This window comes from Pseudomonas sp. B21-032 (assembly GCF_024748965.1).
Lineage (GTDB): Bacteria > Pseudomonadota > Gammaproteobacteria > Pseudomonadales > Pseudomonadaceae > Aquipseudomonas.
In genome coordinates this window covers 4776724-4800215 of the sequence record NZ_CP087180.1, presented here as the reverse complement: position 1 = coordinate 4800215, position 23492 = coordinate 4776724, and the positions used below count along the sequence as shown (strand labels likewise).

General features: G+C 63.4%; 19 protein-coding genes and 2 pseudogenes. 12 read left to right on the top strand and 9 right to left on the bottom strand.

The window, feature by feature from the left end:
* Positions 1–57: 57 nt before the first annotated feature.
* Together LOY54_RS27725 and LOY54_RS27720 are read right to left on the bottom strand one after the other, a co-directional pair.
* Positions 58–654: pseudogene (locus LOY54_RS27725) on the bottom strand (methyl-accepting chemotaxis protein); the annotation flags it as partial.
* A gap of 261 nt (positions 655–915) precedes the next feature.
* Positions 916–1794, bottom strand: a pseudogene (locus LOY54_RS27720) (cache domain-containing protein); the annotation flags it as partial.
* Positions 1795–2107: 313 nt separating this feature from the next.
* Between LOY54_RS27720 and LOY54_RS22070 the strand changes: the two are divergent.
* The gene (locus LOY54_RS22070; RefSeq protein WP_258607924.1) at positions 2108–3586 is read left to right on the top strand and encodes a DUF853 domain-containing protein; all 1479 of its coding nucleotides are present in this window, start codon (positions 2108–2110) and stop codon (positions 3584–3586) included.
* A 54-nt stretch (positions 3587–3640) separates the two neighbouring features.
* Here the strand turns inward: LOY54_RS22070 and LOY54_RS22065 are convergent, their stop codons facing one another.
* Together LOY54_RS22065 and LOY54_RS22060 are read right to left on the bottom strand one after the other, a co-directional pair.
* Entirely contained in the window at positions 3641–5113 is a 1473-nt protein-coding gene (locus tag LOY54_RS22065; RefSeq protein ID WP_045197461.1) for an inorganic phosphate transporter, read from the bottom strand.
* Positions 5114–5454: 341 nt separating this feature from the next.
* Positions 5455–5655, bottom strand: coding sequence for a hypothetical protein (locus LOY54_RS22060; RefSeq protein ID WP_010220873.1), 201 nt, complete (start codon positions 5653–5655; stop codon positions 5455–5457).
* A gap of 607 nt (positions 5656–6262) precedes the next feature.
* On the opposite strand from LOY54_RS22060, the gene pcaR reads away from it, so the two are divergent.
* The 9 genes from pcaR to pcaC all read left to right on the top strand — a co-directional run bounded on the left by pcaR (position 6263) and on the right by pcaC (position 15762).
* Positions 6263–7138: a pca regulon transcriptional regulator PcaR gene (gene pcaR / locus LOY54_RS22055; RefSeq protein ID WP_176794222.1), complete on the top strand. Its 876-nt coding sequence runs from the start codon at positions 6263–6265 to the stop codon at positions 7136–7138.
* A 277-nt stretch (positions 7139–7415) separates the two neighbouring features.
* Entirely contained in the window at positions 7416–8762 is a 1347-nt protein-coding gene (locus tag LOY54_RS22050; protein ID WP_093379926.1) for an MFS transporter, read from the top strand.
* A 167-nt stretch (positions 8763–8929) separates the two neighbouring features.
* The gene (locus LOY54_RS22045) at positions 8930–9787 is read left to right on the top strand and encodes a CoA transferase subunit A (RefSeq protein ID WP_258607922.1); all 858 of its coding nucleotides are present in this window, start codon (positions 8930–8932) and stop codon (positions 9785–9787) included.
* A complete protein-coding gene (locus tag LOY54_RS22040; protein WP_045197471.1) occupies positions 9784–10563 on the top strand; it encodes a CoA-transferase subunit beta in 780 nt (259 codons plus the stop codon). Before LOY54_RS22045 ends, LOY54_RS22040 begins: the two co-directional genes overlap by 4 nt.
* On the top strand, positions 10560–11765 hold the full coding sequence (pcaF, locus tag LOY54_RS22035; protein WP_195885921.1) for a 3-oxoadipyl-CoA thiolase: 1206 nt from the start codon (positions 10560–10562) through the stop codon (positions 11763–11765). The genes LOY54_RS22040 and pcaF overlap by 4 nt, the downstream gene beginning before the upstream one ends.
* A gap of 119 nt (positions 11766–11884) precedes the next feature.
* Entirely contained in the window at positions 11885–13174 is a 1290-nt protein-coding gene (locus tag LOY54_RS22030) for an MFS family transporter (RefSeq protein WP_045197475.1), read from the top strand.
* Positions 13175–13193: 19 nt separating this feature from the next.
* Positions 13194–14558, top strand: coding sequence for a 3-carboxy-cis,cis-muconate cycloisomerase (locus LOY54_RS22025; protein WP_045197477.1), 1365 nt, complete (start codon positions 13194–13196; stop codon positions 14556–14558).
* Between the two features lie 11 nt (positions 14559–14569).
* On the top strand, positions 14570–15367 hold the full coding sequence (gene pcaD / locus LOY54_RS22020; protein WP_258607920.1) for a 3-oxoadipate enol-lactonase: 798 nt from the start codon (positions 14570–14572) through the stop codon (positions 15365–15367).
* Positions 15368–15369: 2 nt separating this feature from the next.
* Complete coding sequence (pcaC, locus tag LOY54_RS22015; RefSeq protein ID WP_045197482.1) at positions 15370–15762, top strand: 4-carboxymuconolactone decarboxylase; 393 nt, start codon at positions 15370–15372, stop codon at positions 15760–15762.
* Positions 15763–15837: 75 nt separating this feature from the next.
* On the opposite strand, the gene LOY54_RS22010 is transcribed toward pcaC, so the two are convergent.
* On the bottom strand, positions 15838–16362 hold the full coding sequence (locus tag LOY54_RS22010) for a DUF962 domain-containing protein (protein ID WP_258607918.1): 525 nt from the start codon (positions 16360–16362) through the stop codon (positions 15838–15840).
* Between the two features lie 88 nt (positions 16363–16450).
* On the opposite strand from LOY54_RS22010, the gene LOY54_RS22005 reads away from it, so the two are divergent.
* Positions 16451–17140, top strand: coding sequence for a Crp/Fnr family transcriptional regulator (locus LOY54_RS22005; protein ID WP_258607916.1), 690 nt, complete (start codon positions 16451–16453; stop codon positions 17138–17140).
* Here LOY54_RS22005 and LOY54_RS22000 read toward each other — a convergent pair.
* Genes LOY54_RS22000 through LOY54_RS21990 form a run of 3 tightly spaced genes read right to left on the bottom strand, consistent with a single transcriptional unit; the run spans position 17112 to position 21139 of the window.
* The gene (locus LOY54_RS22000; RefSeq protein WP_258607914.1) at positions 17112–18713 is read right to left on the bottom strand and encodes an arylsulfatase; all 1602 of its coding nucleotides are present in this window, start codon (positions 18711–18713) and stop codon (positions 17112–17114) included. The genes LOY54_RS22005 and LOY54_RS22000 overlap by 29 nt on opposite strands.
* A 9-nt stretch (positions 18714–18722) precedes the next feature.
* On the bottom strand, positions 18723–19547 hold the full coding sequence (locus tag LOY54_RS21995) for an ABC transporter ATP-binding protein (RefSeq protein ID WP_258607912.1): 825 nt from the start codon (positions 19545–19547) through the stop codon (positions 18723–18725).
* Complete coding sequence (locus tag LOY54_RS21990) at positions 19544–21139, bottom strand: ABC transporter permease (protein WP_045197493.1); 1596 nt, start codon at positions 21137–21139, stop codon at positions 19544–19546. Before LOY54_RS21990 ends, LOY54_RS21995 begins: the two co-directional genes overlap by 4 nt.
* Before the next feature lie 279 nt (positions 21140–21418).
* Between LOY54_RS21990 and LOY54_RS21985 the strand changes: the two genes are divergently transcribed.
* Positions 21419–22465 (top strand): ABC transporter substrate-binding protein, encoded by a 1047-nt coding sequence (locus LOY54_RS21985; protein ID WP_258607910.1) that lies wholly within the window; start codon positions 21419–21421, stop codon positions 22463–22465.
* Here LOY54_RS21985 and LOY54_RS21980 read toward each other — a convergent pair.
* Positions 22422–23348: a LysR family transcriptional regulator gene (locus LOY54_RS21980; RefSeq protein ID WP_093379941.1), complete on the bottom strand. Its 927-nt coding sequence runs from the start codon at positions 23346–23348 to the stop codon at positions 22422–22424. The genes LOY54_RS21985 and LOY54_RS21980 overlap by 44 nt on opposite strands.
* Between the last annotated feature and the right edge of the window lie 144 nt (positions 23349–23492).

Here is a 23492-nt window from a genome sequence, read left to right as displayed (position 1 = left end):
AGCGCACTAGGCTCTGTTTCTTCTTGCAGCTTACAGCTTGTAGCTTGCCGCTCAAGCTCAAATACGGAAGCTGCCCACCAGTTGTTTCAGGCGGCTGGCTTGTTGCTCCAGGTCGGCGCAGGCGCGCAGGGTCGACTGCAGGTTCTCGACCCCTTCCTGGTTGAGCATGTTGATTTCGTTGATATCCATATTGATCGAATCGACCACGGCTGTCTGTTCCTCGGTGGCGGTGGCCACCGACTGGTTCATGCCGTCGATCTCGCCGATGCGCAGGGTTACGCTGCCCAGACGCTCACCGGCCTGGTTGGCGATCTCGACGCTGTCCTGGCTGTGGCGCTGGCTTTGGCCCATGGTGTCGACCGATTCACGGGCGCCGACCTGCAGCTCTTCGATCATGTTCTGCACTTGCTGCGCCGACTCCTGGGTGCGGTGCGCCAGGTTGCGTACTTCATCGGCGACCACGGCGAAGCCGCGACCGGCTTCCCCTGCGCGTGCCGCCTCGATGGCGGCGTTGAGCGCCAGCAGGTTGGTCTGCTGCGAGATGCTGGTGATCACTTCGAGGATCTGGCCGATGTTCACCGTCTTGCTGTTGAGCGTCTCGATGTGTGCGCTGGAAGTGCAGATCAGGTCCGACAGACGGTTCATCGCCTGGATGCTGCGATCGACCACCTGCTGGCCTTCTTCAGCCAGGTGACGCGCCGAGCTTGCCTGTTGCGAGGCTTGCGCAGCGTTGTGGGCGATTTCCTGGGCGGCGGCGCCCAACTGGTTGATCGCCGCGGCAACGCTGTTGGTGCGGTTGGACTGCTCGTCGGAGTTGACCATCGACGAGTTGGAGGCACTGACTACCCGCAGGGCCACTTCGTTGACCTGCTCGGTGGCCGAAGACACTTCGCGGATCGAGCCGTGGATGCGCTCGACGAAGCGGTTGAAGGCGGTGCCGAGGATGCCGAATTCGTCGTGGTTATGGATCGCCAGACGCTTGGTCAGGTCGCCCTCACCTTCGGCGATGTCCTCCATGGCCCGGGTCATGGTGTGCAGCGGTTGCATTAGTACGCGGATCAGCAGGCCGAGCAGGGCAATGATGATGACCACGGCGACCAGGGTGGCAATCACCGCCGAGGTGCGGAACTTGCTCAGCATCGAGTAGGCCTCGTCCTTGTCTACCGACAGGCCGATGTACCAGTTGGCCGAAGGCAGGCCCTTGACCGGGGCGAAGCTGAGGATCCGGGTCTTGCCGTCAAGTTCGACCTCGCTCGGTTCCTTGCTGATGCGCGGGGTGTTCTGTGGGAACAGGTCCGACAGCGACTTCATCACCAGGTTTTTATCCGGGTGCACGAGGATCTTGCCTTGATCGTTGATCAGGAAGGCGTAGCCCATGCCGCCGAAGTTCAGCGAGTTGATGATCTCGGTCAGGCCGTCCAGGGCCAGGTCGCCACCGACCACGCCAACGTTGCGCGCAGCGGTCGCCACCACCGAAATGACCATCTTGCCGGTGCTGACATCAATATAAGGTTCGGTCAGGATCGGCCCGTTGGCGGCCATGCCGTCTTTATACCAGGGGCGTACGCGCGGGTCGTAGCCGTCGGGCATCTTGGTCTGAGGGCGGATGGTGAAACCGCCGTTGACGTCACCCAGGTAAATGGTCAGGAAACTTGAGACCAGCGCTTGTTGGCCGAGCAGCGTGCCGACTTTGTCAGCCTCGGGAAACGCGGCAATGTTTTGTGCAACGTTTTGTACCAGCAGAATACGACCGTCAAACAGGTTCTTGATATTGGTCGAAGTGGTTTCGCCCATTTCTTCAAGATAGTTTTCCAGATCCTCGCGAATGGCATTACGCTGCAAGAAATCGTTGTACAAGGTAAACAGGGTAAAGGCGATCATGACGATCAGCGAGGCGGCCAATAGGATCTTGTGGCTGAATCGGAGGCTTTTGTTCATAACGTGTCGGTCCGCTAAGGTCTTGTTATCCGGGTCGTTCGCACAAAGAACAGCGTGAAAGCAGTGCAGGTCCCAATTCCTTGTCGGGCTATTCCTGTCTTCCTGGTGGTCTATCGCTATTTAATATCGGCCGTTTCAAGCCAAAGCTTTAAACAGAGGGTGAAAAAACATGCCTGACTCTTCGCAATTCGTGCTCGGCGCCGACCTCGCCGGGCAGCCGGTGGCCCAGGCCATGCGCCTGGCCAACCGTCACGGCCTGGTGGCCGGGGCGACCGGTACCGGCAAGACCGTAACCCTGCAACACATGGCCGAAGCCTTCAGCGACGCTGGCGTGGCGGTGTTTGCTGCCGACGTCAAAGGCGATCTGTGCGGCCTGGGCGCGGCGGGCAACCCCCAGGGTAAGGTGGCCGAGCGCATTGTCGGCATGCCCTGGCTTAACCATCGGCCTCAGGCTTATCCGGTCAGCTTGTGGGATATTCACGGCCAGTCTGGTCATCCGCTGCGCACCACCCTCAGCGAAATGGGCCCGTTGTTGTTGGGCAATTTGCTGGAGCTGACCGACAGCCAGCAGGCGGCGTTGTATGCCGCGTTCAAGGTCGCCGACCGCGAAGGCCTGTTGCTACTCGACATCAAGGACCTCAAGGCGCTGCTGGCGCACCTGAAGGACAACCCGCAACTGCTCGGTGAAGACAGTGCGCTGATGACCACCGGCTCCAGCCAGGCCCTGTTGCGGCGCCTGGCCACCCTCGAGCAGCAGGGCGCCGAAGCGTTGTTCGGCGAGCCGGCCTTGCAACTGGAAGATATCCTGCAGCCGGATGCCGATGGTCGCGGGCGCATTCACCTGCTCGACGCCAGCCGCCTGGTGCATGAGGCGCCGAAAGTCTATGCGACCTTCCTGCTGTGGCTGTTGGCCGAACTGTTCGAGCAATTGCCCGACCGTGGCGATGCCGACAAACCGTTGCTGGCGCTGTTCTTTGATGAGGCCCACTTGCTGTTCAATGGCACCCCCAAGGCCCTGCAGGACCGGCTGGAGCAGGTGGTGCGGCTGATCCGTTCCAAGGGCGTAGGTGTGTACTTTGTCACCCAGTCGCCGGGCGATCTGCCGGATGATGTCCTCGCGCAGTTGGGCCTGCGCGTCCAGCACGGCCTGCGGGCATTCACCGCCAAGGAGCAGAAATCCCTCAAGGCCGTGGCCGATGGTTTCCGCCCCAACCCGCAATTCGACACCTTGAGCGTGCTAACCGAGCTGGGCATCGGTGAGGCGCTGGTCGGTACCCTGCAGGAAAAGGGCACGCCGGGTATGGTCCAGCGTGTACTGATTGCCCCGCCGCAGTCGCGCATCGGGCCGCTGAGCGCCGCCGAACGGGCAGCGCTGATTGCCGCTTCACCCTTGGTCGGGCGTTATGACAAACCGATCGACCGTGAGTCGGCCTATGAAATGCTCAATGCCCGTAAAGGCGGCGCTGCTGAGCCTGAGCAGGCGCCGGCTGCGGCTGAAGAGAGCTTGGCCGACAAGGCCGGCGAGTTCCTGCAAAGCGCAGCAGGGCAGGCGATCAAGTCGGCGGTACGCCAGGCGGCCAACCAGTTCGGGCGCCAGTTGGTACGAGGCCTGATGGGTTCGTTGCTCGGTGGCAGCAAGCGCCGCTGATTGCATCAGGCATAAAAAAGGCGCCCCTCGGGGCGCCTTTTTACTGCGGGGGGGTTAGCCGATGGCTTTGGTCGCCAGCCAGAACAAAGCTGCCGACAAGCCCACGGTAGCCGGAAGGGTCAGTACCCAGGCCAGCAGGATGGTGCGCACGGTGCCACCTTGCAGGCCGCTCTTGTTCGCCACCATGGTACCGGCCACACCCGAGGACAGTACGTGGGTGGTCGAGACCGGCAGGCTGAAGATGTTGGCCATGCCGATGGCGCAGGCTGCGGTGATCTGCGCCGACATACCCTGGGCATAGGTCATGCCCTGCTTGCCGATCTTCTCGCCGATGGTCAGCACTACGCGTTTCCAGCCGACCATGGTACCCAGGCCCAGGGCCAGGGCGACCGCGAGAATCACCCAGAACGGTGCGTACTCGGTGGTGGCGGTGAGGTCCTTGCGCAGTTTGTCCAGGTCCGCCTTCTCGCGTGCCTGCAGGCCTGGCAGCTTGCCGACCTTCTTGGCGGTGTCGTCCAGGCAGAGCAGGTAACGACGTACTTCAATGCGTTTTTCCGGCGTCAGCGAACGGTAGTCGGCCACACCTTTGAGCGAATCGAGCAAGGCATTGATGGTCGGCTCGGTCTGCTGCGGGTTGCAACTGAACTGTTCTGGCAGGTCGCCTTCTTTGGCTTTGCCCAGGGCCAGGAATTCGCCCAGGGTCGCTTCGTTGCGCTGGTAGAACTGGTTCAGGTGCAGCGTGGCGTCGCGGGTCCGCTCGATCTGGTAGGTGGTGCTGTTGAGGTCGAGAACGAACGCCGACGGAACGATACCGATCAAAACCAGCATGATCAGGCCGATACCTTTCTGACCGTCGTTGGAGCCGTGCACGAAGCTCACACCCATCGCCGAAATTACCAGCACCAGGCGGTTCCAGAATGGCGGGTGCTTCTTGTCGTCGAGCTTGCGGCGCTGTTCCGGCGTCTTGTGCATCTTCGACAGTGGTCGCCACCATTTCAGGCCCAGCAGCACCAGTGCGGCGACAGCGAAACCGGCCATTGGCGACAGCACCAGCGACATGCCGATATCGATTGCCTTCTGCCAGTTGACCCCGTCACCCAGCGGAATGTCGCTGATCAGGGCGTTGGCCAGGCCCACGCCGAGGATCGAGCCGATCAACGTGTGCGAACTGGACGCCGGGATCCCGAAGTACCAGGTACCCAGGTTCCAGGTGATGGCGGCAGCCAATAGAGAGAAGACCATCGCCAGGCCGTGGCCGGTGTTCACGTTGATCAGCAGTTCGACCGGCAGCAGGTGAACGATGGCATACGCCACGCCGACACCGCCGAGCAGAACCCCGAGGAAGTTGAACACGCCGGAGAAGAACACGGCCAGGTGCGGCGGCATGGCTTTGGTATAGATGACTGTAGCTACCGCGTTAGCGGTGTCATGAAAGCCATTGATGAACTCGAAGGCGAGTACGAAGGTCAGAGCGAGCAGCAAGCTCACCAGTACCCAGGCATCAAGTCCGCTGAATAAATCGATCATGAAGGAATTCTGACCCGGTCATAAGGGGGCGCGATTATGCCAGAAATCCCCGGTAATCGATGCCCCTGCGACGGACCGCTCGACGACTTTTCTACCCCATTGCCCAAGCCGCTGAGTCGGCGATGCTTCGGTGATCGTCGGCTAAAATCGAAAAAAATCGAGAAAAATTAAACATTTGCATGATTTCATGCGTGTCAGAAAAAAATCAAACGGCCGTATGAAATTTGTGAAATTCCGTTACCGCATGCGTATGACGGCGCAAAAATCAGCTGCATCGTGTTCAGCTAAAAGCATCCCCGCACGCCATGGAGCGGCGTGTTGCGATCGCCATCAGGCGTGGCTCAGGGCGCCTGGTCCTTGAGTTCTTTCTCGATTTTTTCCAGTTCCTGGGCGAAGGCCTGGTCTAGCACGCTTGCGCGTTTGCGCCATGGCTTGCGTTCCGGGTCGGGTTGCGCGGCATAAGTGGTCACTTCACCGCCATAGACGTCCTTGTAACGTTGTTCCTGGCGCTCTAGTTCGGCGCGCAGTTCATCTTTGGTCACAGTATTACCTGTATGGATATAAACCCTGGCGTTTACGCGGGCAATTGAGTGCGCGGGGCACAACATGCACACGGCTACGCGGCCAGAGCGACATAACTGTCGCAGCAACAGTAGGTTGTGGTGGTGCAAGCGAAAGTGAACATCGAGGTGTTCACGTTAATGGCACTTGCAGCGATCCGGTTGTGTCTGCCTGGGGGCAGCAGCGGATTGGATCCGCACTATCCTCGCCCAAGGGCGTGGATACGAAGTTTTATTATAGCAAGCAGATTGTCTGACACTAGTACTCTCTATTGTTGATAAGAACAATAGAGCGGCGGTTTTGTTACCAAGTTATGAATGCGCTCAGTCCGCCGAGTATGAAATTTGAACCGGGCGCCGAGAAAAAGTTCTCTGGCCACCGACCCCGTCTTTTACGGAGGAAGGAAAAACGGCCTCGCTTCGTGGGCAAGGCCGTGCCTGGGACTTCTACGGTGGGTACCTGACCAGTCTCTCCAAGAAGCCACATGGTGGCGGGAGAAAGGTATAAGCAATTGAGGGTAGCGGTCAATTGCGATTATCGGTCGATGGTTCGATAATCGCCCCAGTGACCGTGTTGCCGAGGCTAGCCATGACAGAAGAAACCACGCCCAAAGGGCCAGGATTGAACGACAACGTGCGTAGCTCGTTTGCGTCCCTGGCGCCGCCTATCGTTGCCTCGCCGGCCAAGCGTATCCAGGCCTTTACCGGTGACCCCGATTTCATGACCTCGCTGGCCCGGGGCCTGGCGGTAGTTCAGGCGTTCCAGGAGCGCAAGCGCCACCTGACCATCGCCCAGATCAGCCACCGCACGGAAATCCCCCGCGCCGCGGTACGCCGCTGCCTGCATACGCTGATCAAGCTCGGCTACGCCACCACCGACGGGCGCACCTATTCGCTGCTGCCCAAGGTGCTGACCCTGGGTCACGCCTACTTGTCGTCGACGCCGCTGGCGGTATCAGCGCAGCCTTATCTGGACCGCATGAGCGACCAGTTGCACGAGGCTTGCAACATGGCCACCCTGGAGGGCGACGACATTCTCTACATCGCCCGCTCGGCCACGGTGCAGCGCCTGATTTCGGTCGACCTGTCGGTTGGCGGGCGCCTGCCGGCTTATTGCACCTCCATGGGCCGTATCCTGTTGGCGGCGCTGGACGACGCAACCCTGCACGAATACCTCGAGCACGCCGACCTGCAGGCCAAGACCAGCCGCACCCTCCATGACCCGGTGGCCTTGCTCGAGTGCCTGCAGCTGGTTCGCCAGCAGGGCTGGTGCGTGGTCGACCAGGAGCTGGAGCAGGGCTTGCGCTCGATTGCCGTACCGGTTTACGACGCCTCCGGCCAGGTGTTGGCGGCGCTCAACGTCAGTACCCATGCCGGACGGGTCAGCCGCACCGAGCTTGAACAGCGCTTCCTGCCGATCATGCTTGCCGCCAGTCGTGACCTCAGCGCGCAATTGTTCGCCTGAACGTTCCTGTTCGATAAACGCACAGAGATGCGTTTATCGAATTGCGCCGCGCCCGCCTGCTTATTAATGTCCCTCGCAGCGGTCAGCCTGCCCTGACCGCCCATAATAATGAGCGAGAGGCAAACGCCCCATGACCGACTTCCTGTCCCTGCACGGTTTGCACCTGTCCTACGCGGGACTGCGCGGCAGCTGATCCAGTTTTTCGATCCCGTCCCTGTTCGTCCGTGCCGTTCACGCGCGCACCCGCACACGCGCGCGCTTCTTCTGGATAAAAATAATGAATAGTCCTCAAGCTGCTGTCGGAAACTGCCTTGATGTGCAGTCCTTTATCAATAGCCAACCGCTGTCGCGCTACCAATGGCGGGTGGTGATCCTGTGCTTTCTGATCGTCTTTCTCGACGGCCTCGACACCGCTGCGATGGGCTTTATCGCCCCGGCCCTGTCCCAGGACTGGGGCATTGACCGGGCCAGCCTCGGCCCGGTGATGAGCGCCGCGTTGATCGGTATGGTCTTCGGTGCGCTGGGGTCCGGGCCGCTGGCTGACCGTTTCGGGCGCAAGGTGGTGCTGGTAGGGGCGGTGCTGCTGTTCGGTGCTTTCAGCCTGGCGTCGGCCTACAGCACCAACGTCGACCAGTTGCTGGTGCTGCGTTTTCTCACCGGGCTGGGCCTGGGCGCGGGCATGCCCAATGCCACGACGCTGCTGTCCGAATACACCCCGGAGCGGCACAAGTCGCTGCTGGTGACCAGCATGTTCTGCGGCTTCAACCTGGGCATGGCCGGGGGTGGCTTCATTTCTGCCAAGCTGATCCCGGCGTTCGGCTGGCACAGCCTGCTGCTGATCGGCGGGGTTCTGCCACTGGTGCTGGCGGTGGTGCTGGTGTTCTGGCTACCGGAGTCGGCGCGTTACCTGGTAGTGCGCAACCGCGGCACCGACAAGGTACGCAAGACCCTGGCGCCGATCGAGCCGGCCATCGTCGGCCAGGCATCGAGCTTCAGCGTGCCGGAGCAAAAGACAGTCAAAGCCCGCAACGTGTTTGCGGTGATCTTCTCCGGGACTTACAGCGTCGGCACTCTGCTCTTGTGGCTGACCTATTTCATGGGCCTGGTGATCGTCTACCTGCTGACCAGCTGGCTGCCAACCCTGATGCGCGACAGTGGCGCGAGCATGGAGCAGGCCGCCTTCATCGGTGCGCTGTTCCAGTTTGGCGGGGTGCTCAGCGCCGTGGCGGTGGGCTGGGCCATGGACCGTTACAACCCGCACAAGGTTATCGGTACCTTCTACTTGCTGGCTGGGGTGTTTGCCTACGCGGTAGGGCAGAGCCTGGGCAACATCACCCTTCTCGCGACCCTGGTGCTGATTGCCGGTATGTGCGTCAACGGTGCGCAGTCGGCGATGCCGTCGCTGGCGGCCCGCTTCTACCCGACCCAGGGGCGCGCCACCGGGGTGTCGTGGATGCTCGGTATCGGCCGTTTCGGGGCGATTCTCGGGGCGTGGATGGGCGCAACCCTGTTGGGCCTGGGCTGGAATTTCGAACAGGTGCTGACCGCGCTGGTGATCCCGGCGGCACTGGCCACCACGGCGGTGATTATCAAGGGCATGGTCAGTCACGCAGATGCGACCTGACAGCCCTCGCACGAGTTGTTAGCAAGATAACAATCAGTTCGATAATCGAACGGTTAGTCGATTATCGGATTGAACAGCCCCCCAGCCCATCTTAATCTGAACCCATGACCGGCGCCGCCCGAGGCGCCTTGAAACCGACCCCGACTCAGCATATCCAGGAGTCTGCAATGGCTGAAATCCTCTCGCTCCACGACGCCGTGAAGCAGTTCGTCAACGACGGAGACAGCGTCGCCCTCGAAGGCTTCACGCACTTGATTCCGACTGCCGCCGGGCATGAAATCATTCGTCAGGGCAAGAAAGATCTGACCCTGGTACGCATGACGCCTGACCTGATCTACGACCAGCTGATCGGCGCCGGTTGCGCCCGCAAGCTGATTTTCTCCTGGGGCGGCAACCCGGGTGTCGGATCCCTCCATCGCCTGCGCGACGCGGTTGAAAAACACTGGCCGCACGCTATCGAGATCGAAGAACACAGCCACGCTGACCTGGCCAACGCCTACGTCGCCGGCGCCTCGGGCCTACCCTTCGCGGTGCTGCGTGCTTACGCAGGTTCCGACCTGCCGAAGGTCAACCCACTGATCAAGAGCGTCACTTGCCCGTTCACCGGTGAAGTCCTCGCCGCCGTGCCTTCGGTACGCCCGGACGTCACCGTGATTCACGCGCAAAAGGCCGACCGCAAGGGCAACGTGCTGCTCTGGGGCATTCTCGGTGTGCAGAAGGAAGCAGCCCTGGCGGCCAAGCGCTGCATCGTCACCGTCGAGGAAATTGTCGACGACCTCCAGGCGCCGATGAACGCCTGCGTGTTGCCGACCTGGGCGCTGTCTGCGGTGTGCCTGGTGCCGGGCGGCGCGCATCCGTCCTACGCCCATGGTTACTACGAGCGGGACAACCGCTTCTACCAGGCCTGGGACCCGATTGCCCGCAGCCGCGAAAGCTTTACGGCGTGGATCGACCAGTACATTCGCGGCACCGCCGACTTCACTGAATTCAAGGCAAAACTGGCCAGCGCGGAGGCTGCACAATGAGCTACTCCACCAATGAAATGATGACCGTTGCCGCGGCCCGTCGCCTGCGCAATGGCGCCGTCTGCTTCGTCGGCATCGGCCTGCCGTCCAAGGCCGCCAACCTGGCGCGCCTGACCTCGTCGCCCGATGTCGTGCTGATTTACGAGTCCGGCCCGATCGGCGCCAAGCCAAGCGTGCTGCCGCTGTCGATCGGTGACGGCGAGCTGGCGGAAACCGCCGACACCGTGGTGCCGACCGGCGAGATCTTTCGCTACTGGCTGCAGGGCGGGCGTATCGATGTGGGCTTTCTCGGCGCGGCCCAGGTCGACCGCTTCGGCAACATCAACACCACCGTGGTCGGTGACTATCACCAGCCCAAAGTTCGCCTGCCAGGTGCCGGTGGCGCGCCAGAGATCGCCGGTTCCGCCAAGCAGGTGCTGATCATCCTCAAGCAGTCGAACCGCGCCTTTGTCGACAAGCTCGACTTCATTACCTCGGTCGGCCACGGCGAAGGCGGTGATTCACGCAAGCGCCTGGGCCTGCCAGGCGAGGGGCCGGTAGGCATTATTACCGACCTGTGCATTATGGAGCCGGAAGCCGGTACTCATGAGTTCGTGGTGACCTCGATCCACCCGGGTGTGACCCGCGAGCAGATCATCGCTGCCACCGGCTGGGCCATCCGTTTTGCCGACAACGTGCAAACCACCGTCGCACCGAGCGATGTCGAGCTCAACGCCCTGCGCGACCTTGAAGCGCGCACCGCCGCCGCCCACGGCCAAGCGCCAGGAGAAGCCTGATGCGTGAGGTATTTATCTGCGATGCCATTCGCACCCCCATTGGCCGCTTTGGCGGCGCCCTGGCCAGCGTGCGCGCCGACGACCTGGCGGCAGTGCCGCTCAAGGCGTTGATCGAGCGTAACCCGCAGGTACAGTGGGATCAGCTCGACGAGGTGTTCCTCGGTTGCGCCAACCAGGCCGGTGAAGACAACCGTAACGTCGCGCGCATGGCGCTGCTGCTGGCCGGCCTGCCAGACAGCGTGCCGGGGGTGACCCTCAACCGCCTCTGCGCCTCGGGCATGGACGCGGTGGGCACGGCCTTTCGCGCCATCGCCAGCGGCGAGATGGAGCTGGCGATTGCCGGCGGCGTCGAGTCGATGTCCCGGGCGCCGTTCGTCATGGGCAAGGCCGACAACGCCTACTCGCGCAACATGAAGCTGGAAGACACCACCATCGGCTGGCGCTTCATCAACCCGCTGATGAAGGCCCAGTACGGCGTCGATGCCATGCCGCAGACCGCCGACAACGTTGCCGACGATTACCAGGTCTCGCGTGCCGACCAGGACGCCTTTGCCCTGCGCAGCCAGCAACGCACGGCTGCCGCCCAGGCTGCGGGCTTCTTTGCCGAAGAGATCGTGCCGGTGCGCATCGCCCATAAAAAGGGCGAGACGGTCGTTGAGCACGACGAGCACCCGCGCGCCGACACCACCCTCGAAGCCCTGGCCCGCCTCAAGCCAGTCAACGGCGCGGACAAGACCGTCACCGCCGGCAATGCCTCGGGGGTCAACGACGGTGCTGCGGCGCTGATCCTGGCCTCGGCAGACGCAGTGAAAAAGCATGGCCTGACCCCGCGGGCGCGGGTGCTTGGCATGGCCAGTGCCGGTGTGGCGCCGCGGGTAATGGGCATCGGCCCGGTGCCGGCGGTGCGCAAACTGACCGAGCGCCTGGGCGTGGCGGTGGCTGATTTTGATGTCATCGAACTCAACGAAGCCTTTGCCAGCCAGGGCCTGGCCGTGCTGCGCGAACTCGGCCTGGCCGACGATGCGCCGCAGGTCAATCCCAACGGCGGCGCCATTGCCCTTGGCCATCCGCTGGGTATGAGCGGCGCGCGCCTGGTCCTTACCGCTTTGCACCACCTGGAGAAATCCGGCGGACGCAAAGGCCTGGCGACCATGTGTGTCGGCGTCGGCCAGGGCCTGGCCCTGGCCATCGAGCGGGTGTAAACCAATGACCCGGCCGCGCCGCCTCCACGCAAGGCGGCGCGGCCGGCGTGATTGTTCTGTGGAACGTGAGTGTTACTGAGTGTGTCTAGACTCTCAGAACCCACCAAGAGTAAGCAGCCATGACTTCAGCCTATTACACCGGTGAGGAGCGTAGTAAACGCATCTTTGCCATTGTCGGTGCGTCCTCGGGCAACCTGGTCGAATGGTTCGACTTTTACGTCTATGCCTTCTGCGCCATCTATTTCGCCCCGGCCTTTTTCCCCTCCGACGATCCGACGGTACAGTTGCTCAATACCGCCGGGGTGTTCGCCGCCGGCTTTCTGATGCGACCGATTGGTGGCTGGCTGTTCGGCCGCGTCGCCGACCGTCATGGCCGCAAGAATTCGATGATGATTTCGGTGCTGATGATGTGCGCCGGATCGCTGGTCATCGCCTGCCTGCCCACCTATGCCTCGATCGGCGCCTGGGCGCCGGCGCTGCTGTTGCTGGCGCGGCTGTTCCAGGGCCTGTCGGTGGGCGGTGAATATGGCACTACCGCCACCTACATGAGTGAAGTGGCGCTGCGCGGCCAGCGCGGTTTTTTTGCCTCGTTCCAGTACGTGACCCTGATCGGCGGGCAGTTGCTGGCGGTGCTGGTGGTGGTGATCCTTCAGCAGTTGCTCAGTGAAGACGAACTGCGCGCCTGGGGCTGGCGCATCCCGTTTGTGGTCGGTGCGATTGCTGCGCTGATCTCGTTGTTTCTGCGCCGCTCGCTGGAAGAAACCAGCAGCGCCGAAACCCGCAACGACAAGGACGCCGGCAGCATCGCCGGGCTGTTTCGCAACCACAAGGCGGCGTTCATCACCGTGCTCGGCTACACCGCCGGCGGCTCGCTGATCTTCTACACCTTCACCACTTACATGCAGAAGTACCTGGTCAACACCGCCGGCATGAGCGCCAAGACCGCAAGCTTCATCATGACCGGCGCATTGTTTTTGTACATGTGCATGCAGCCGTTGTTCGGCATGCTCTCGGACCGTATCGGCCGGCGTAATTCGATGCTGCTGTTCGGCGCGTTGGGCACGCTGTTCACCGTGCCGATCCTGCTGGCGCTGAAAACCGTCACCAGCCCGTTCCTGGCCTTCGTGCTGATTACCCTGGCGCTGTGCATCGTCAGCTTCTACACCTCGATCAGCGGTCTGGTCAAAGCCGAAATGTTCCCGCCGCAGGTACGCGCCCTGGGCGTCGGCCTGGCGTATGCGGTGGCCAACGCGCTGTTTGGCGGCTCGGCCGAGTACGTCGCCTTGGGGCTGAAATCCATGGGCATGGAAAACACCTTTTACTGGTACGTTACGGCGATGATGGCGATTGCCTTCCTGTTCAGCCTGCGCTTGCCGAAGCAGGCTGCGTACCTGCACCACGACCATTGACCTGTTCAAGGACCTGCCAATGAACCCGCGTCCGGGCAATCAGCTGTTCGATGCCTATTTCACCGCGCAGGGAATGCGCGAGATTTTCTCTGACCGTGGCCGGGTGCAGGGCATGCTTGATTTCGAAGCGGCCCTGGCCCGTGCCGAAGCGGCCACTGGGGTAATCCCCCAGGTGGCGGTGGCGGCGATCGAAACCGCCTGCCATGCCGAACGCTATGACTTTGCCGCGCTGGCCGAGGCGATTGCCGTGGCCGGCAACTCGGCGATCCCGCTGGTCAAGGCGCTGGGCAAGGTGATTGCCAGTGGCGTACCGGAGGCCGAGCGTTATGTGCACCTGGGCGCCACCAGCCAGGATGCCATGGACACCGGCCTGGTGTTGCAACTGCGGGCGGCGCTGGCCTTGATCGAGGCCGACCTGGCGCAACTGACCAACGCCCTGGCGCGCCAGGCCGAGATTCACGCCGAGACGCCCCTGGCCGGGCGCACCTGGCTGCAACATGCTACGCCGGTCACCTTGGGCATGAAGATTGCCAGCTGGCTGGGCGCCTTGAATCGCCATCGCCAGCGCCTGCAGGAACTCAAGCCGCGCCTGCTGACCCTGCAGTTTGGCGGCGCCTCCGGGACCCTGGCGGCGTTGGGCGACAAGGCCTTGCCGGTGGCCGAAGCCTTGGCCGCAGATTTGCAGCTGACGCTGCCTGAACAACCCTGGCACACCCAGCGCGACCGTCTGGTGGAGTTCGCGGCGGTGCTGGGCATGATTGCCGGCAGCCTTGGCAAGCTCGGCCGTGACGTCAGCCTGCTGATGCAGACTGAAGCGGCTGAGGTGTTCGAGCCTTCGGCGCCGGGCAAGGGCGGTTCCTCGACCATGCCGCACAAGCGCAACCCGGTCGGCGCTGCGGTGCTGATCGGCGCCGCCACCCGGGTCCCGGGCCTGCTGGCCACGCTGTATGCCGCCATGCCCCAGGAGCACGAACGCAGCCTCGGCCTGTGGCATGCCGAATGGGAAACCCTGCCGGAGATCTGCTGCTTGGTCTCCGGGGCGCTGCGCCAGGCACAGATCATCGCCGATGGCCTGGAAGTGGACGCCGAGCGCATGCGCCGCAACCTCGACCTGACCCAGGGCCTGGTGCTGGCGGAAGCGGTGAGTATCGTCCTGGCCCAGCGCCTGGGCCGTGACCATGCCCATCATTTGCTGGAAACCTGCTGCAAGCGGGCCGTGGCCGAGCAGCGCCATCTGCGCGCCGTGCTGGGTGACGAGCCACAGGTCAGTGCCGAACTTTCGCCAGACGAGCTCGATCGTCTGCTCGACCCAGCCCACTACCTCGGCCAGGCCCGTGCCTGGGTCGAGCGGGCGCTGGCTGAACATCACCGCGTCAATGCCTGAAGGAGGCTGCAGTGGCACAGGTACAACTCGCCGATGGCGTACTCAACTATCAACTCGAAGGCCCGGAACACCTGCCGGTGCTGGTGCTGTCCAATTCTCTGGGTACTGACCTGCACATGTGGGACACCCAGGTCCCGGCTTTGACTGCGCATTTTCGCGTGCTGCGTTATGACACCCGCGGCCATGGCGGTTCGCTGGTAACCCCGGGGCCGTACAGCATCGAACAGCTGGGGCAGGATGTAGTGGCGTTGCTCGATGCTTTGCACATCGAACAGGCGCATTTCTGCGGTCTATCGATGGGCGGGCTGATCGGCCAGTGGCTGGGGATCAACGCCGGTCACCGGCTCCTGCGCCTGATCGTGTGCAACACCGCGGCCAAGATCGGCGCGCCGGACACCTGGAACCCACGCATCGAGCTGGTATTGCGTGATCGCCAAGACGCGATGGTCGGCTTGCGTGATGCCTCGATCGAGCGCTGGTTCACCAAAACCTATGCCGAGGGCAATCCCGACCAGGCCAAGCGGATTACCGATATGCTCGCCGCCACCTCGCCTGAAGGCTATGCGGCCAACTGCGGGGCGGTGCGCGATGCTGATTTTCGTGAGCAACTGGGCCAGATCACGGTGCCGCTGCTGGTGATCTCCGGCAGCCACGACGCGGTGACGCCGCCGGCCGGTGGGCGTTTCATCCAGGAGAACGTGGCGGGCGCGCAGTACGCCGAATTCCACGCTGCGCACCTTTCCAACGTCGAAGTCGGTGCGCCGTTCAGCCGCCGGGTAATTGATTTTCTGCTGGGCCGAGAGGGCTGACCATGGACGAGAAACAACGTTATGACGCCGGCATGCAAGTGCGCCGCGCGGTGCTCGGCGATGCCCATGTCGACCGTAGCCTGAGCAACCTGAGCGAGTTCAACAGCGAGTTCCAGGAAATGATCACCCGCCACGCCTGGGGTGACATCTGGACCCGCCCGGGCCTGCCCCGGCATACCCGCAGCCTGATCACCATTGCCATGCTGATTGGCATGAACCGCAACGAGGAGCTGAAGTTGCACCTGCGCGCGGCGGCCAACAATGGCGTGACCCGGGAAGAGATCAAGGAAGTGCTGATGCAGAGCGCGATCTACTGCGGCATTCCGGCGGCCAATGCCACCTTCCACCTGGCCGAGTCGGTGTGGGATGAGTTGGGAGTTGAGTCCAGGGGCTGACCCTCAGGGCCTCATCGCGGGGCAAGCCCGCTCCCACAGGTTTGGTGTAAGCGCAGGGCTGCAAAGCAGCCCCGCTTAGACCGCTGCCTTCTTCTGCCGAACCGCCACCGGCCCGACATTTTCCTCGATGGCCTTCTTCAGCTCCGGGCGCAGCCCCAGCAAGAACCCCAGCTCCACCACCACGAACAACGGCCCGATGATCAAGCCCATCAGATCATCGACAAACGCCGGTTTGCGGCCTTCATAGTGGTGGCCGACAAACTGGATCACCCAGCCGATCACGAACAACGCCAGCCCGGCACTCAGCCAGACCAGGGTGCTTTGCACCGCCAGCGCCTGCCCGGCCCACAGGCACAAGCCCAGCAACAACGCCATCAGCAGGCCCAGGCGTTGGTCCAGGCGCAGGTAGAACCAGCCGGTAACCAGCGCCACCAGCAGTGCTGGCGACAGCCAGACGCCAGCTAGTTCGGTGCCCGGGCGTGACAGCAAAACCGTTACCGCCAGCACGATCAGCGGTATGCCGATGAAGTGGGTGGCGATGTTGCGTGGGTCGCGGTGGTAGGCGGCGTATTGACTCAGGTGTTCGACCAGGTTTTTCATTGTTGTTCCTCCTGTAGGTGACGTGAGCATGTCCTACAGATATCCACCTGTCTGTCGGCTAGCCGACAGAGTTCAGCTTCGAGGCGCTATGCGCGAAACCCTGCTGCAAGGTCACTGGTTCCAGGCATTGCCTCCCAGCTTTCAGGATAGCCTGCTGGCACTGGCCCGGCCGCGTCAGCTGGCGGCCGGGCAATACCTGTTCCAGCGCGGCGATGCGCCGTGCGGGCTGTATGCGGTGCTCGACGGGGCGATGCGCGTGGGCGCGGTGGCCACCGATGGCAAGGAGGCGCTGCTGACCCTGATCGAAGCGCCGCACTGGTTCGGCGAGATCAGCCTGTTCGACGGCCAGCCGCGCACCCACGACGCCCAGGCCGAAGGACTGACCCAGTTGCTGTGGATCCCCCAGGCGCCGCTGTTGAAGTTGCTCGATCAACAGCCCCGGCACTGGCGCGACGTGGCCTTGTTGATGAGCCATAAACTGCGCGTGGTGTTTGTTGCGCTGGAGCAGCAGAGCCTGCTGGCCGCCGCACCGAGGCTGGCCCACAGGCTGTTGCAGATCGCCGCCGGCTATGGCGAGTTGCTTGGCAGCCGGCGCGTGCTGCAACTGTCCCAGGAGCAACTGGCGCTGATGCTCTCGCTGTCGCGCCAGACCACCAACCAGATCCTCAAGTCGCTGCAGCAGGAAGGCGCCTTGCGCCTGGGCTATGGCGAGATCGAGATCCTCGACCCGGCACGCCTGCAGGCCCTGGCTAGTCCGGCTGGAACGGCGACTGACTGAGGAACACTCCGGTCTCCTCGACATACTTCTGCCATTCGCCCAGCAGCGCCTGCAGCTTCGCCGGTTGTACTGCGGCCAGGTCGTTGATTTCGCCCGGGTCGCTGGCCAGGTCGTACAACTGCCAGGTGGCCGGGCCGACCGGGCCGGGAATGTACAGCGCTTTCCAATGGCCCTGGCGAATGGCCCGGCGGCCGAACAGCTCCCAGCCGGTGACGGTGTTTTCGTCGTGCACTTGCTCGGTCTCGCCCGACAGGTAACCCAGCCAGGATTTACCGCGCAGCGGCGCCACCTCACGGCCGCGCCAGCGCTTGCCGGGGTGGCGCACGCCGGCAAGATCGAGCAGGGTCGGGGTGATGTCCATCACCGTGCTGAACTGCTGGCTGATCTGACCCTGGCGTGCCAATGCCGGGTAATGCACCAGCGCCGGTACGCGAATCCCGCCTTCGCTGGTAAAGGCCTTGTACAGCCGCGACGGTGCGGTGGCCGCCTGGGCCCAGTGCGGGCCGTACCAAACATAGGAGTTGGCCCGGCCGATGTTGTCCAGGCTGTTGTCGTAGTGCTGGTCGAGGTAGCTGGCCAGTTGCGGGCCGAACTTGGGGAAGGCTTCGAGCAGCGCACCTTCGGCGCCGTTGTCGGACATGAACAACACCAGGGTGTTGTCGAGCAGGCCCTGCTTGCGCAGGTAGTCGAGCACCCGGCCGATGTTCCAGTCCATGCGCTCGACCATCGCCGCGTACACCTCCATGGCCCGCGCCGAGCGCTGGCGTTGCTCGTCGCTGAGGCTGTGCCAGTGGTTGTCGACCGGGTGGGCCTGGGTGTCGGCGGCGATCAGGCCGAGCGTGCGCAGTTTTTCCAGGCGCTCCTGGCGCAGCACTTCGGGGCCGGCGTCGTAGCGGCCCTGGTAGCGCGCCACCACTTCGGCCGGCGCCTGCAACGGCCAGTGCGGCGCCGAGAACGGCAGGTAGGCGAAGAACGGCCGGCTCTGGTCGCGCTCCTTCAGGTACTGCAGCAGCTTGTCGCCGAAGGCGTCGGAAGAATAGAAATCCTTGGGCAGTTCGTCGATGAAGGTCTGGTCTTCGATGTACAACGCCGGCGTTGATTTGAGCAGGCCCGGGGTGTGTTCGTCGTAGGTCGGTTCAAAGCCGTAGTGGTTGGCCGCGCCCGGCAGCAGGGCGAAGGAGCGCTCGAAGCCGCGGGCCTGGGGCGCCAGCTCGGCGCTCAGGCCCAGGTGCCATTTGCCGCTCATCAGGGTCTGGTATCCGGCATCGCGCAGCAGCTCCGGCAAGGCCACCACGCGGTCGTTGAGGTAGCCTTCGTAGCCCGGCTTGCCGATCAGCTCCGGGGTCAGCGCCTCGGCCATGGTGCCGATGCCGGCGATATGGTGATCGGTGCCGGTGAGCAGCATCGAGCGGGTGGGCGAGCAGGTCGGCGCGGTATGAAAGTCGGTCAGGCGCAGGCCGGCGGTGGCCAGCGCGTCGAGGTTCGGCGTGGCGATTTCGCCGCCGAAGGCGCCGATATCGGAGAAACCCAGGTCGTCGGCAACGATGACCAGAAAGTTGGGGCGTTGGCTCATGGTCGGTTCTCAGTAGGCAAGGTAGGTCAAGGGCAGGTCGCGGATCTGTTCCTGCGCCGGTGGCAGGTAGCGCGCGTCGGCAGTCAGTTCGTGCAGCAGGTCTTCGCGCAGGCGGTGGAAGGCCAGGCTTGCGCGTTGGCGCGGGTGCGCCAGGTCGATCTCGACGATGCGCTTGATCCGCCCCGGGCGCGGCTCCAGCACCACCACGCGGTCGGCGAGAAACAGCGCTTCCTCGACATCGTGGGTCACCAGCAGGGTGGTGATGCGCGCGCGCTCGCGAATCGCCAGCAGTTCGTCCTGCATCTGCTGGCGGGTCAGCGCGTCGAGGGCGCCGAAGGGTTCATCGAGCAGCAGAATGCGCGGGCTGGCCACCAGGCCGCGGGCAATCGCCACGCGCTGGGCCATGCCACCGGACAGCTGGTGCGGGTAGGCCTGGCTGAAGTCCTCAAGGCCCACCAGGGCGATGTACTGGTTGATGCGTTGCTGGCGCTGCGAGGGGCTCAAGGGTTCGTTGACCAGGCCCAGGGCGATGTTTTGCGAAACGGTCAGCCAGGGGAACAGCCGGTGCTCCTGAAACACGATGCCGCGTTCGCTGCCGATGCCATCGAGCGGCTTGCCATCGATCAGGATCTGCCCCTGGTAGTCGTTGTCCAGGCCGATCAGCAGGCGCAGCAGGGTGGATTTGCCGCAGCCGCTGGCGCCGACGATGGCGACGAATTCACCGTCGGCGATCTGCAGGTTGAAGTCGCGGATGGCTTCCAGCTCGCCGCCAGCAACGGCGAAGTGTTTGCCGACCTGATTGAAACTGACCAGGGCAGGGGCGATGGCGTTCATGCTCGTCTCCAGCGCGTGGCGCGCAATTCGAGGTGTTGTCCGAGGGCGCCCAGCAAGGCGCCGGTGAGGCCGACCAGGAGCATCCCGGCCATGATGATGTCCATGCGCAGCAGTTGCTGGGCGCCGATCATCAAGCTGCCGATACCGCCGCCCGAAGGCATGAAGTATTCGGCGCCGATGGTGCCCAGCCAGGCGTAGATCAGGCTGATGCGCAGGCCGGCGAAAATCCCCGGCGCCGCGCCTGGCAGCACCAGCCGGCGCAAGCGCTGGGGCAGATCGAGGTGCAGTACGCGGGCGGCTTCCTCCAGCTGTGGCGAACGGCTGGCCACCGCCCGCTGGGTGGCAATGAACAGCGGGAAGAACGCCGCCAGGCCAACGAACACCCACTTGGCCAGTTCACCAAGGCCGAACCAGGCGGTCAGCAGCGGCACCCAGGCGAAGATTGCGATCTGCCGCAAGCCGGCCAGGCTGGGCCCGAGCAGGCGTTCGGCAGGCGTCGACAGCCCCAGCCACAGGCCCAGGGCGAAGCCCAGGCCACCGCCGAGCAGCAAACCGCCCAGTGCCCGGCCGACACTGATGGCCAGTGCGCCGCTGAGCGAGCCGTCAAGCAGGCCGTCCCAGGTGGTGTGCAAGACCTGCAGCGGGGCGACCAGGATCTGCGTGTCGACCCAGTCCAGCTGATTGGCCAGTTGCCACAGCACCAGCAGCGCCAACGGTAGCAGCAGGGCCTGCAGGCGCTGGCCACTCTGCAGGCGCGAGACCCGCAGCTCGGCGCTGGGCGGGTGCGGCCAGTGCACCAGGCGCCGGTCGAGCCAAGCCAAGCCACGGTCCATGACAAAACCCAGCAGGCCGATGACCAGGATGCAGACGAAGACGATATCGAGCATGAACAACTGCCGGGCCCAGACCATCAGGTAGCCGATGCCTTCACTGGAGGCCAGCAGCTCTACCGCCAGCAATGAAGTCCAGCCTGTGGCCAGGGCCAGGCGCACGCCGGCGAGAAAGGCCGGCAGGGCCGCCGGAAAAATCAGCCGGCTGATCAACAGGCGCGGCGGCAGGCGCAGTACCGTCGCCGCTTCGCGCAGGCGTGGCTGGGCATCGCGCACGCCGACCAGGGTGTGCAGGGTCACCGGGACGATGATCGCCTTGACCAGCACCACCAGCTTGAGCACCTCGCCGATACCGAACAGCACCATGAACAGCGGCACCCAGGCCAGGGTCGGGATCTGCGCCAGGGCATTGAAGGTCGGCAGCACCAGGCGTTCAGCGCGACGGCTGAACCCCAGCCAGGCGCCGAGCAAGGCGCCGCTGGCAACCCCCACCAGCAGGCCCAGGGCCAGGCGTTGCAGGCTGATCGCCAGGTGTGTCCACAGCTCGCCCTGGGCCAGTTCCAGGCCGCTCTGCCAGACCAGGCTCGGCGCTGGCAGTATCTGTTCGCTCATCCACTGGTTGCGACTGGCCAGCCACCACAGGGCGGCCAATGACAGCGGCAGATACCAGGCTTGCAGGCGGCGCAGGGGCAGGCCGCCGAACCGTCGCGTCCGGCCTGGGGGGCTTGCCAGTGGCAGGCTGGAAAGTGAAGCTCGGGCCATGGAAAACCTCCGCACATTGGCTATTTGCTTATTCTTAAATTGAATTATTCGGTGATTTTCAATGCGTTTAGGTGATAAGAACCTGCATTTAAAGCCGCTGCCATAACCCGTAGCCAATGCATTCGAAGCATATTTTTCTTGTGTCTGATGCATGGCACGCTGCAAGGCACGTGCTGCGGTATTTATGCCTACAGGTTATTAAAATGTAATTTATTAGTATTTATTTAATGGTTCGGGTTGTCGGTAGCGTGGGCGCACCATTACCAGGAGTCGCGTGCCATGAACCTGTCGATCAACCGTGTGTTCAACCTGTTTGCCGTTCCCGCCCTGGCCGCGGTGGTCGGCTGGCTGCCGCCGCTGGCCCTGGCTGGCGAGGTCAAGGAAATCCGCATTGCCGTGCCTGACCTGAGCGCCGGCACCCAGCATTCCGGTGGCGGTGTGACCGACGTGCTGCGCGACCAGCAGCTGCTGGAAAAAGCCTTCGCCGCCGATGGCATCCACATTCAATGGAACTACTTCAAGGGCGCCGGTCCGGTGATCAACGAGGCCTTTGCCAACGGCCAGGTCGACTTCGCCTACCTTGGCGACCTGGCGGCGATCATCGGCAAGGCCAATGGCCTCGACACCCGCCTGCTGGCCGCCACCGGGCGCGGCATCAAGCACTACCTGGGGGTGGCGCCGGGCAGCAACATCAAAACCCTGCAAGACCTCAAGGGCAAGCGCTTGGCGGTGTTCCGCGGCACCGCCACCCAGCTGTCGTTCGACGCCGCCCTGGCCAGCCAGGGCCTGAGCGAGAAGGACCTGAAGGTCATCAACCTGGATTTCAACGCGGCGATTGCCGCCCTGGCCGCCAGGCAGATCGACGCCACTTGGGGCTCGACCGGCATCAGCGCCCTCAAGCAACGCGGCCTGGCCGAGCTGCCGTTGAATACCCGCGACCTGGGCGGCGCCGGCAATGTCCAGGCGGTGCTGGTGGGCTCCGGGCGCTTTGTCGACGAGCATCCCGAACTGGTGGAAAAACTGCTGGCCGCCCAGCAGCAGGCCGTGCACTGGCTGACCCAGGACGACAACAAGGACGCTTATATCCAGCTGGTTTCGGGGCTGGCCAGCTACCCGCCGGCGATCCTCCAGCAAGACTTGCAGGATGAGCAACTGAGCAAGATCTTCCCCTCGACCCTGGATGCCGACTTCCTGAGCAAATTGCAGGCGTCAGTGGACCTGGCCGCCGAGCAGCGGCTGATCCGCAAAGGGTTCAAGGTCGATCAGTGGCTGGCACCGCAGGCTATCCGGCCAGCACCTGTACCTCTGGCTGCCGATCGAGGCTGACCAGGGTTTCGATCATTGCCCGGGCGGCGGGCGAGAGGCGGTAACCGCTGCGGCTGACGATGCCGCAGCGGGCGTTGAGGCTATCAAGGTTGGCCGGCAGGTTGCGCCAGTGCAGGCGCACCAGGCGGCCGTGGTCGATGTCCTCGGCAAAGGCTTCTTCGGTGCCGATGCCAATGGCATCGGTACCCAGCACGATTTTCACCAGGGTCGGCAGGTGCTCGGTTTGCACCTGTGGGGCGAAGTCGGTCTTGCCGCTGAGGTTGGCCAGCAGCTTGCGCACCCCCGGCGGGATCAGGGTGGTGGCCAGCGGGTAGTCGAACATGTCGTTGGTCGACAGGCTGTCCTTGGCCAGCAGCGGGTGCCCCGGGCGGCAGAAGAACAGGCCGCGGCGCGGGCTCAGCGCTTGGGTCTGGAAGTTCGGGTCGGCCTCGAAGTGGCGGATATCGGCGACGAAGAATTCGATCTCTTCACGGTTCAGCGCGCGGCTGAGTTTTTCCCAGTTATCCACGTCGAAGCAGGTGCGCACCTTGGGGTGGGCGGCGAGAAAGCGCGCCACCGCCTGCGGCACCAGGTGCACTGCCGGCGCCGGGCCGCAGCCAAAGCGCAGCTCGCCGGCATCGAGCTTGGTCATCTGCTGCACCTCGCTGTTGAGCTGCGCTGCGCCTTGCACCAGGCGCAGCGCGTGTTGCAGCACCACCTGGCCTTCGGGGGTGGGGCGCAGGTCCTTGTTGCCGCGATCGATCAGCACGCAGCCAAACTCTTGTTCCAGGCCCTGGATACTGCGGCTGAACGCCGGTTGGGTGATGCCCATCGCATCGGCGGCGCGGACAAAACTGCGGTGTTCGGTGAGGGCGATGAAGTAACGCAGTTGGCGAAGATCCATATGCTTTCCCGGCATTCCAAAAATACGGCGAAGGTATTTGCCGCCGCGCAGGCTCAGGTTTTAAATGCAAGCTCTTATTCCGTCAATGAAGCATCTGTTTATTTGTTAGAGCTTATTTGCATATCAATAGAGCAGAGCTTTCAT

What these genes read in the sequence shown, in the direction of transcription:
- LOY54_RS21990 (WP_045197493.1), bottom strand. Translation starts at nt 21,139, where the DNA reads ATGGCCCGAGCTTCACTTTCCAGCCTGCCACTGGCAAGCCCCCCAGGC.
- LOY54_RS22030 (WP_045197475.1), top strand. Translation starts at nt 11,885, where the DNA reads ATGACTTCAGCCTATTACACCGGTGAGGAGCGTAGTAAACGCATCTTT.
- LOY54_RS21985 (WP_258607910.1), top strand. Translation starts at nt 21,419, where the DNA reads ATGAACCTGTCGATCAACCGTGTGTTCAACCTGTTTGCCGTTCCCGCC.
- LOY54_RS21980 (WP_093379941.1), bottom strand. Translation starts at nt 23,348, where the DNA reads ATGGATCTTCGCCAACTGCGTTACTTCATCGCCCTCACCGAACACCGC.
- LOY54_RS22010 (WP_258607918.1), bottom strand. Translation starts at nt 16,362, where the DNA reads ATGAAAAACCTGGTCGAACACCTGAGTCAATACGCCGCCTACCACCGC.
- pcaC (WP_045197482.1), top strand. Translation starts at nt 15,370, where the DNA reads ATGGACGAGAAACAACGTTATGACGCCGGCATGCAAGTGCGCCGCGCG.
- LOY54_RS22070 (WP_258607924.1), top strand. Translation starts at nt 2,108, where the DNA reads ATGCCTGACTCTTCGCAATTCGTGCTCGGCGCCGACCTCGCCGGGCAG.
- LOY54_RS21995 (WP_258607912.1), bottom strand. Translation starts at nt 19,547, where the DNA reads ATGAACGCCATCGCCCCTGCCCTGGTCAGTTTCAATCAGGTCGGCAAA.
- LOY54_RS22005 (WP_258607916.1), top strand. Translation starts at nt 16,451, where the DNA reads ATGCGCGAAACCCTGCTGCAAGGTCACTGGTTCCAGGCATTGCCTCCC.
- LOY54_RS22065 (WP_045197461.1), bottom strand. Translation starts at nt 5,113, where the DNA reads ATGATCGATTTATTCAGCGGACTTGATGCCTGGGTACTGGTGAGCTTG.
- LOY54_RS22050 (WP_093379926.1), top strand. Translation starts at nt 7,416, where the DNA reads ATGAATAGTCCTCAAGCTGCTGTCGGAAACTGCCTTGATGTGCAGTCC.
- LOY54_RS22025 (WP_045197477.1), top strand. Translation starts at nt 13,194, where the DNA reads ATGAACCCGCGTCCGGGCAATCAGCTGTTCGATGCCTATTTCACCGCG.
- pcaR (WP_176794222.1), top strand. Translation starts at nt 6,263, where the DNA reads ATGACAGAAGAAACCACGCCCAAAGGGCCAGGATTGAACGACAACGTG.
- LOY54_RS22040 (WP_045197471.1), top strand. Translation starts at nt 9,784, where the DNA reads ATGAGCTACTCCACCAATGAAATGATGACCGTTGCCGCGGCCCGTCGC.
- LOY54_RS22045 (WP_258607922.1), top strand. Translation starts at nt 8,930, where the DNA reads ATGGCTGAAATCCTCTCGCTCCACGACGCCGTGAAGCAGTTCGTCAAC.
- LOY54_RS22000 (WP_258607914.1), bottom strand. Translation starts at nt 18,713, where the DNA reads ATGAGCCAACGCCCCAACTTTCTGGTCATCGTTGCCGACGACCTGGGT.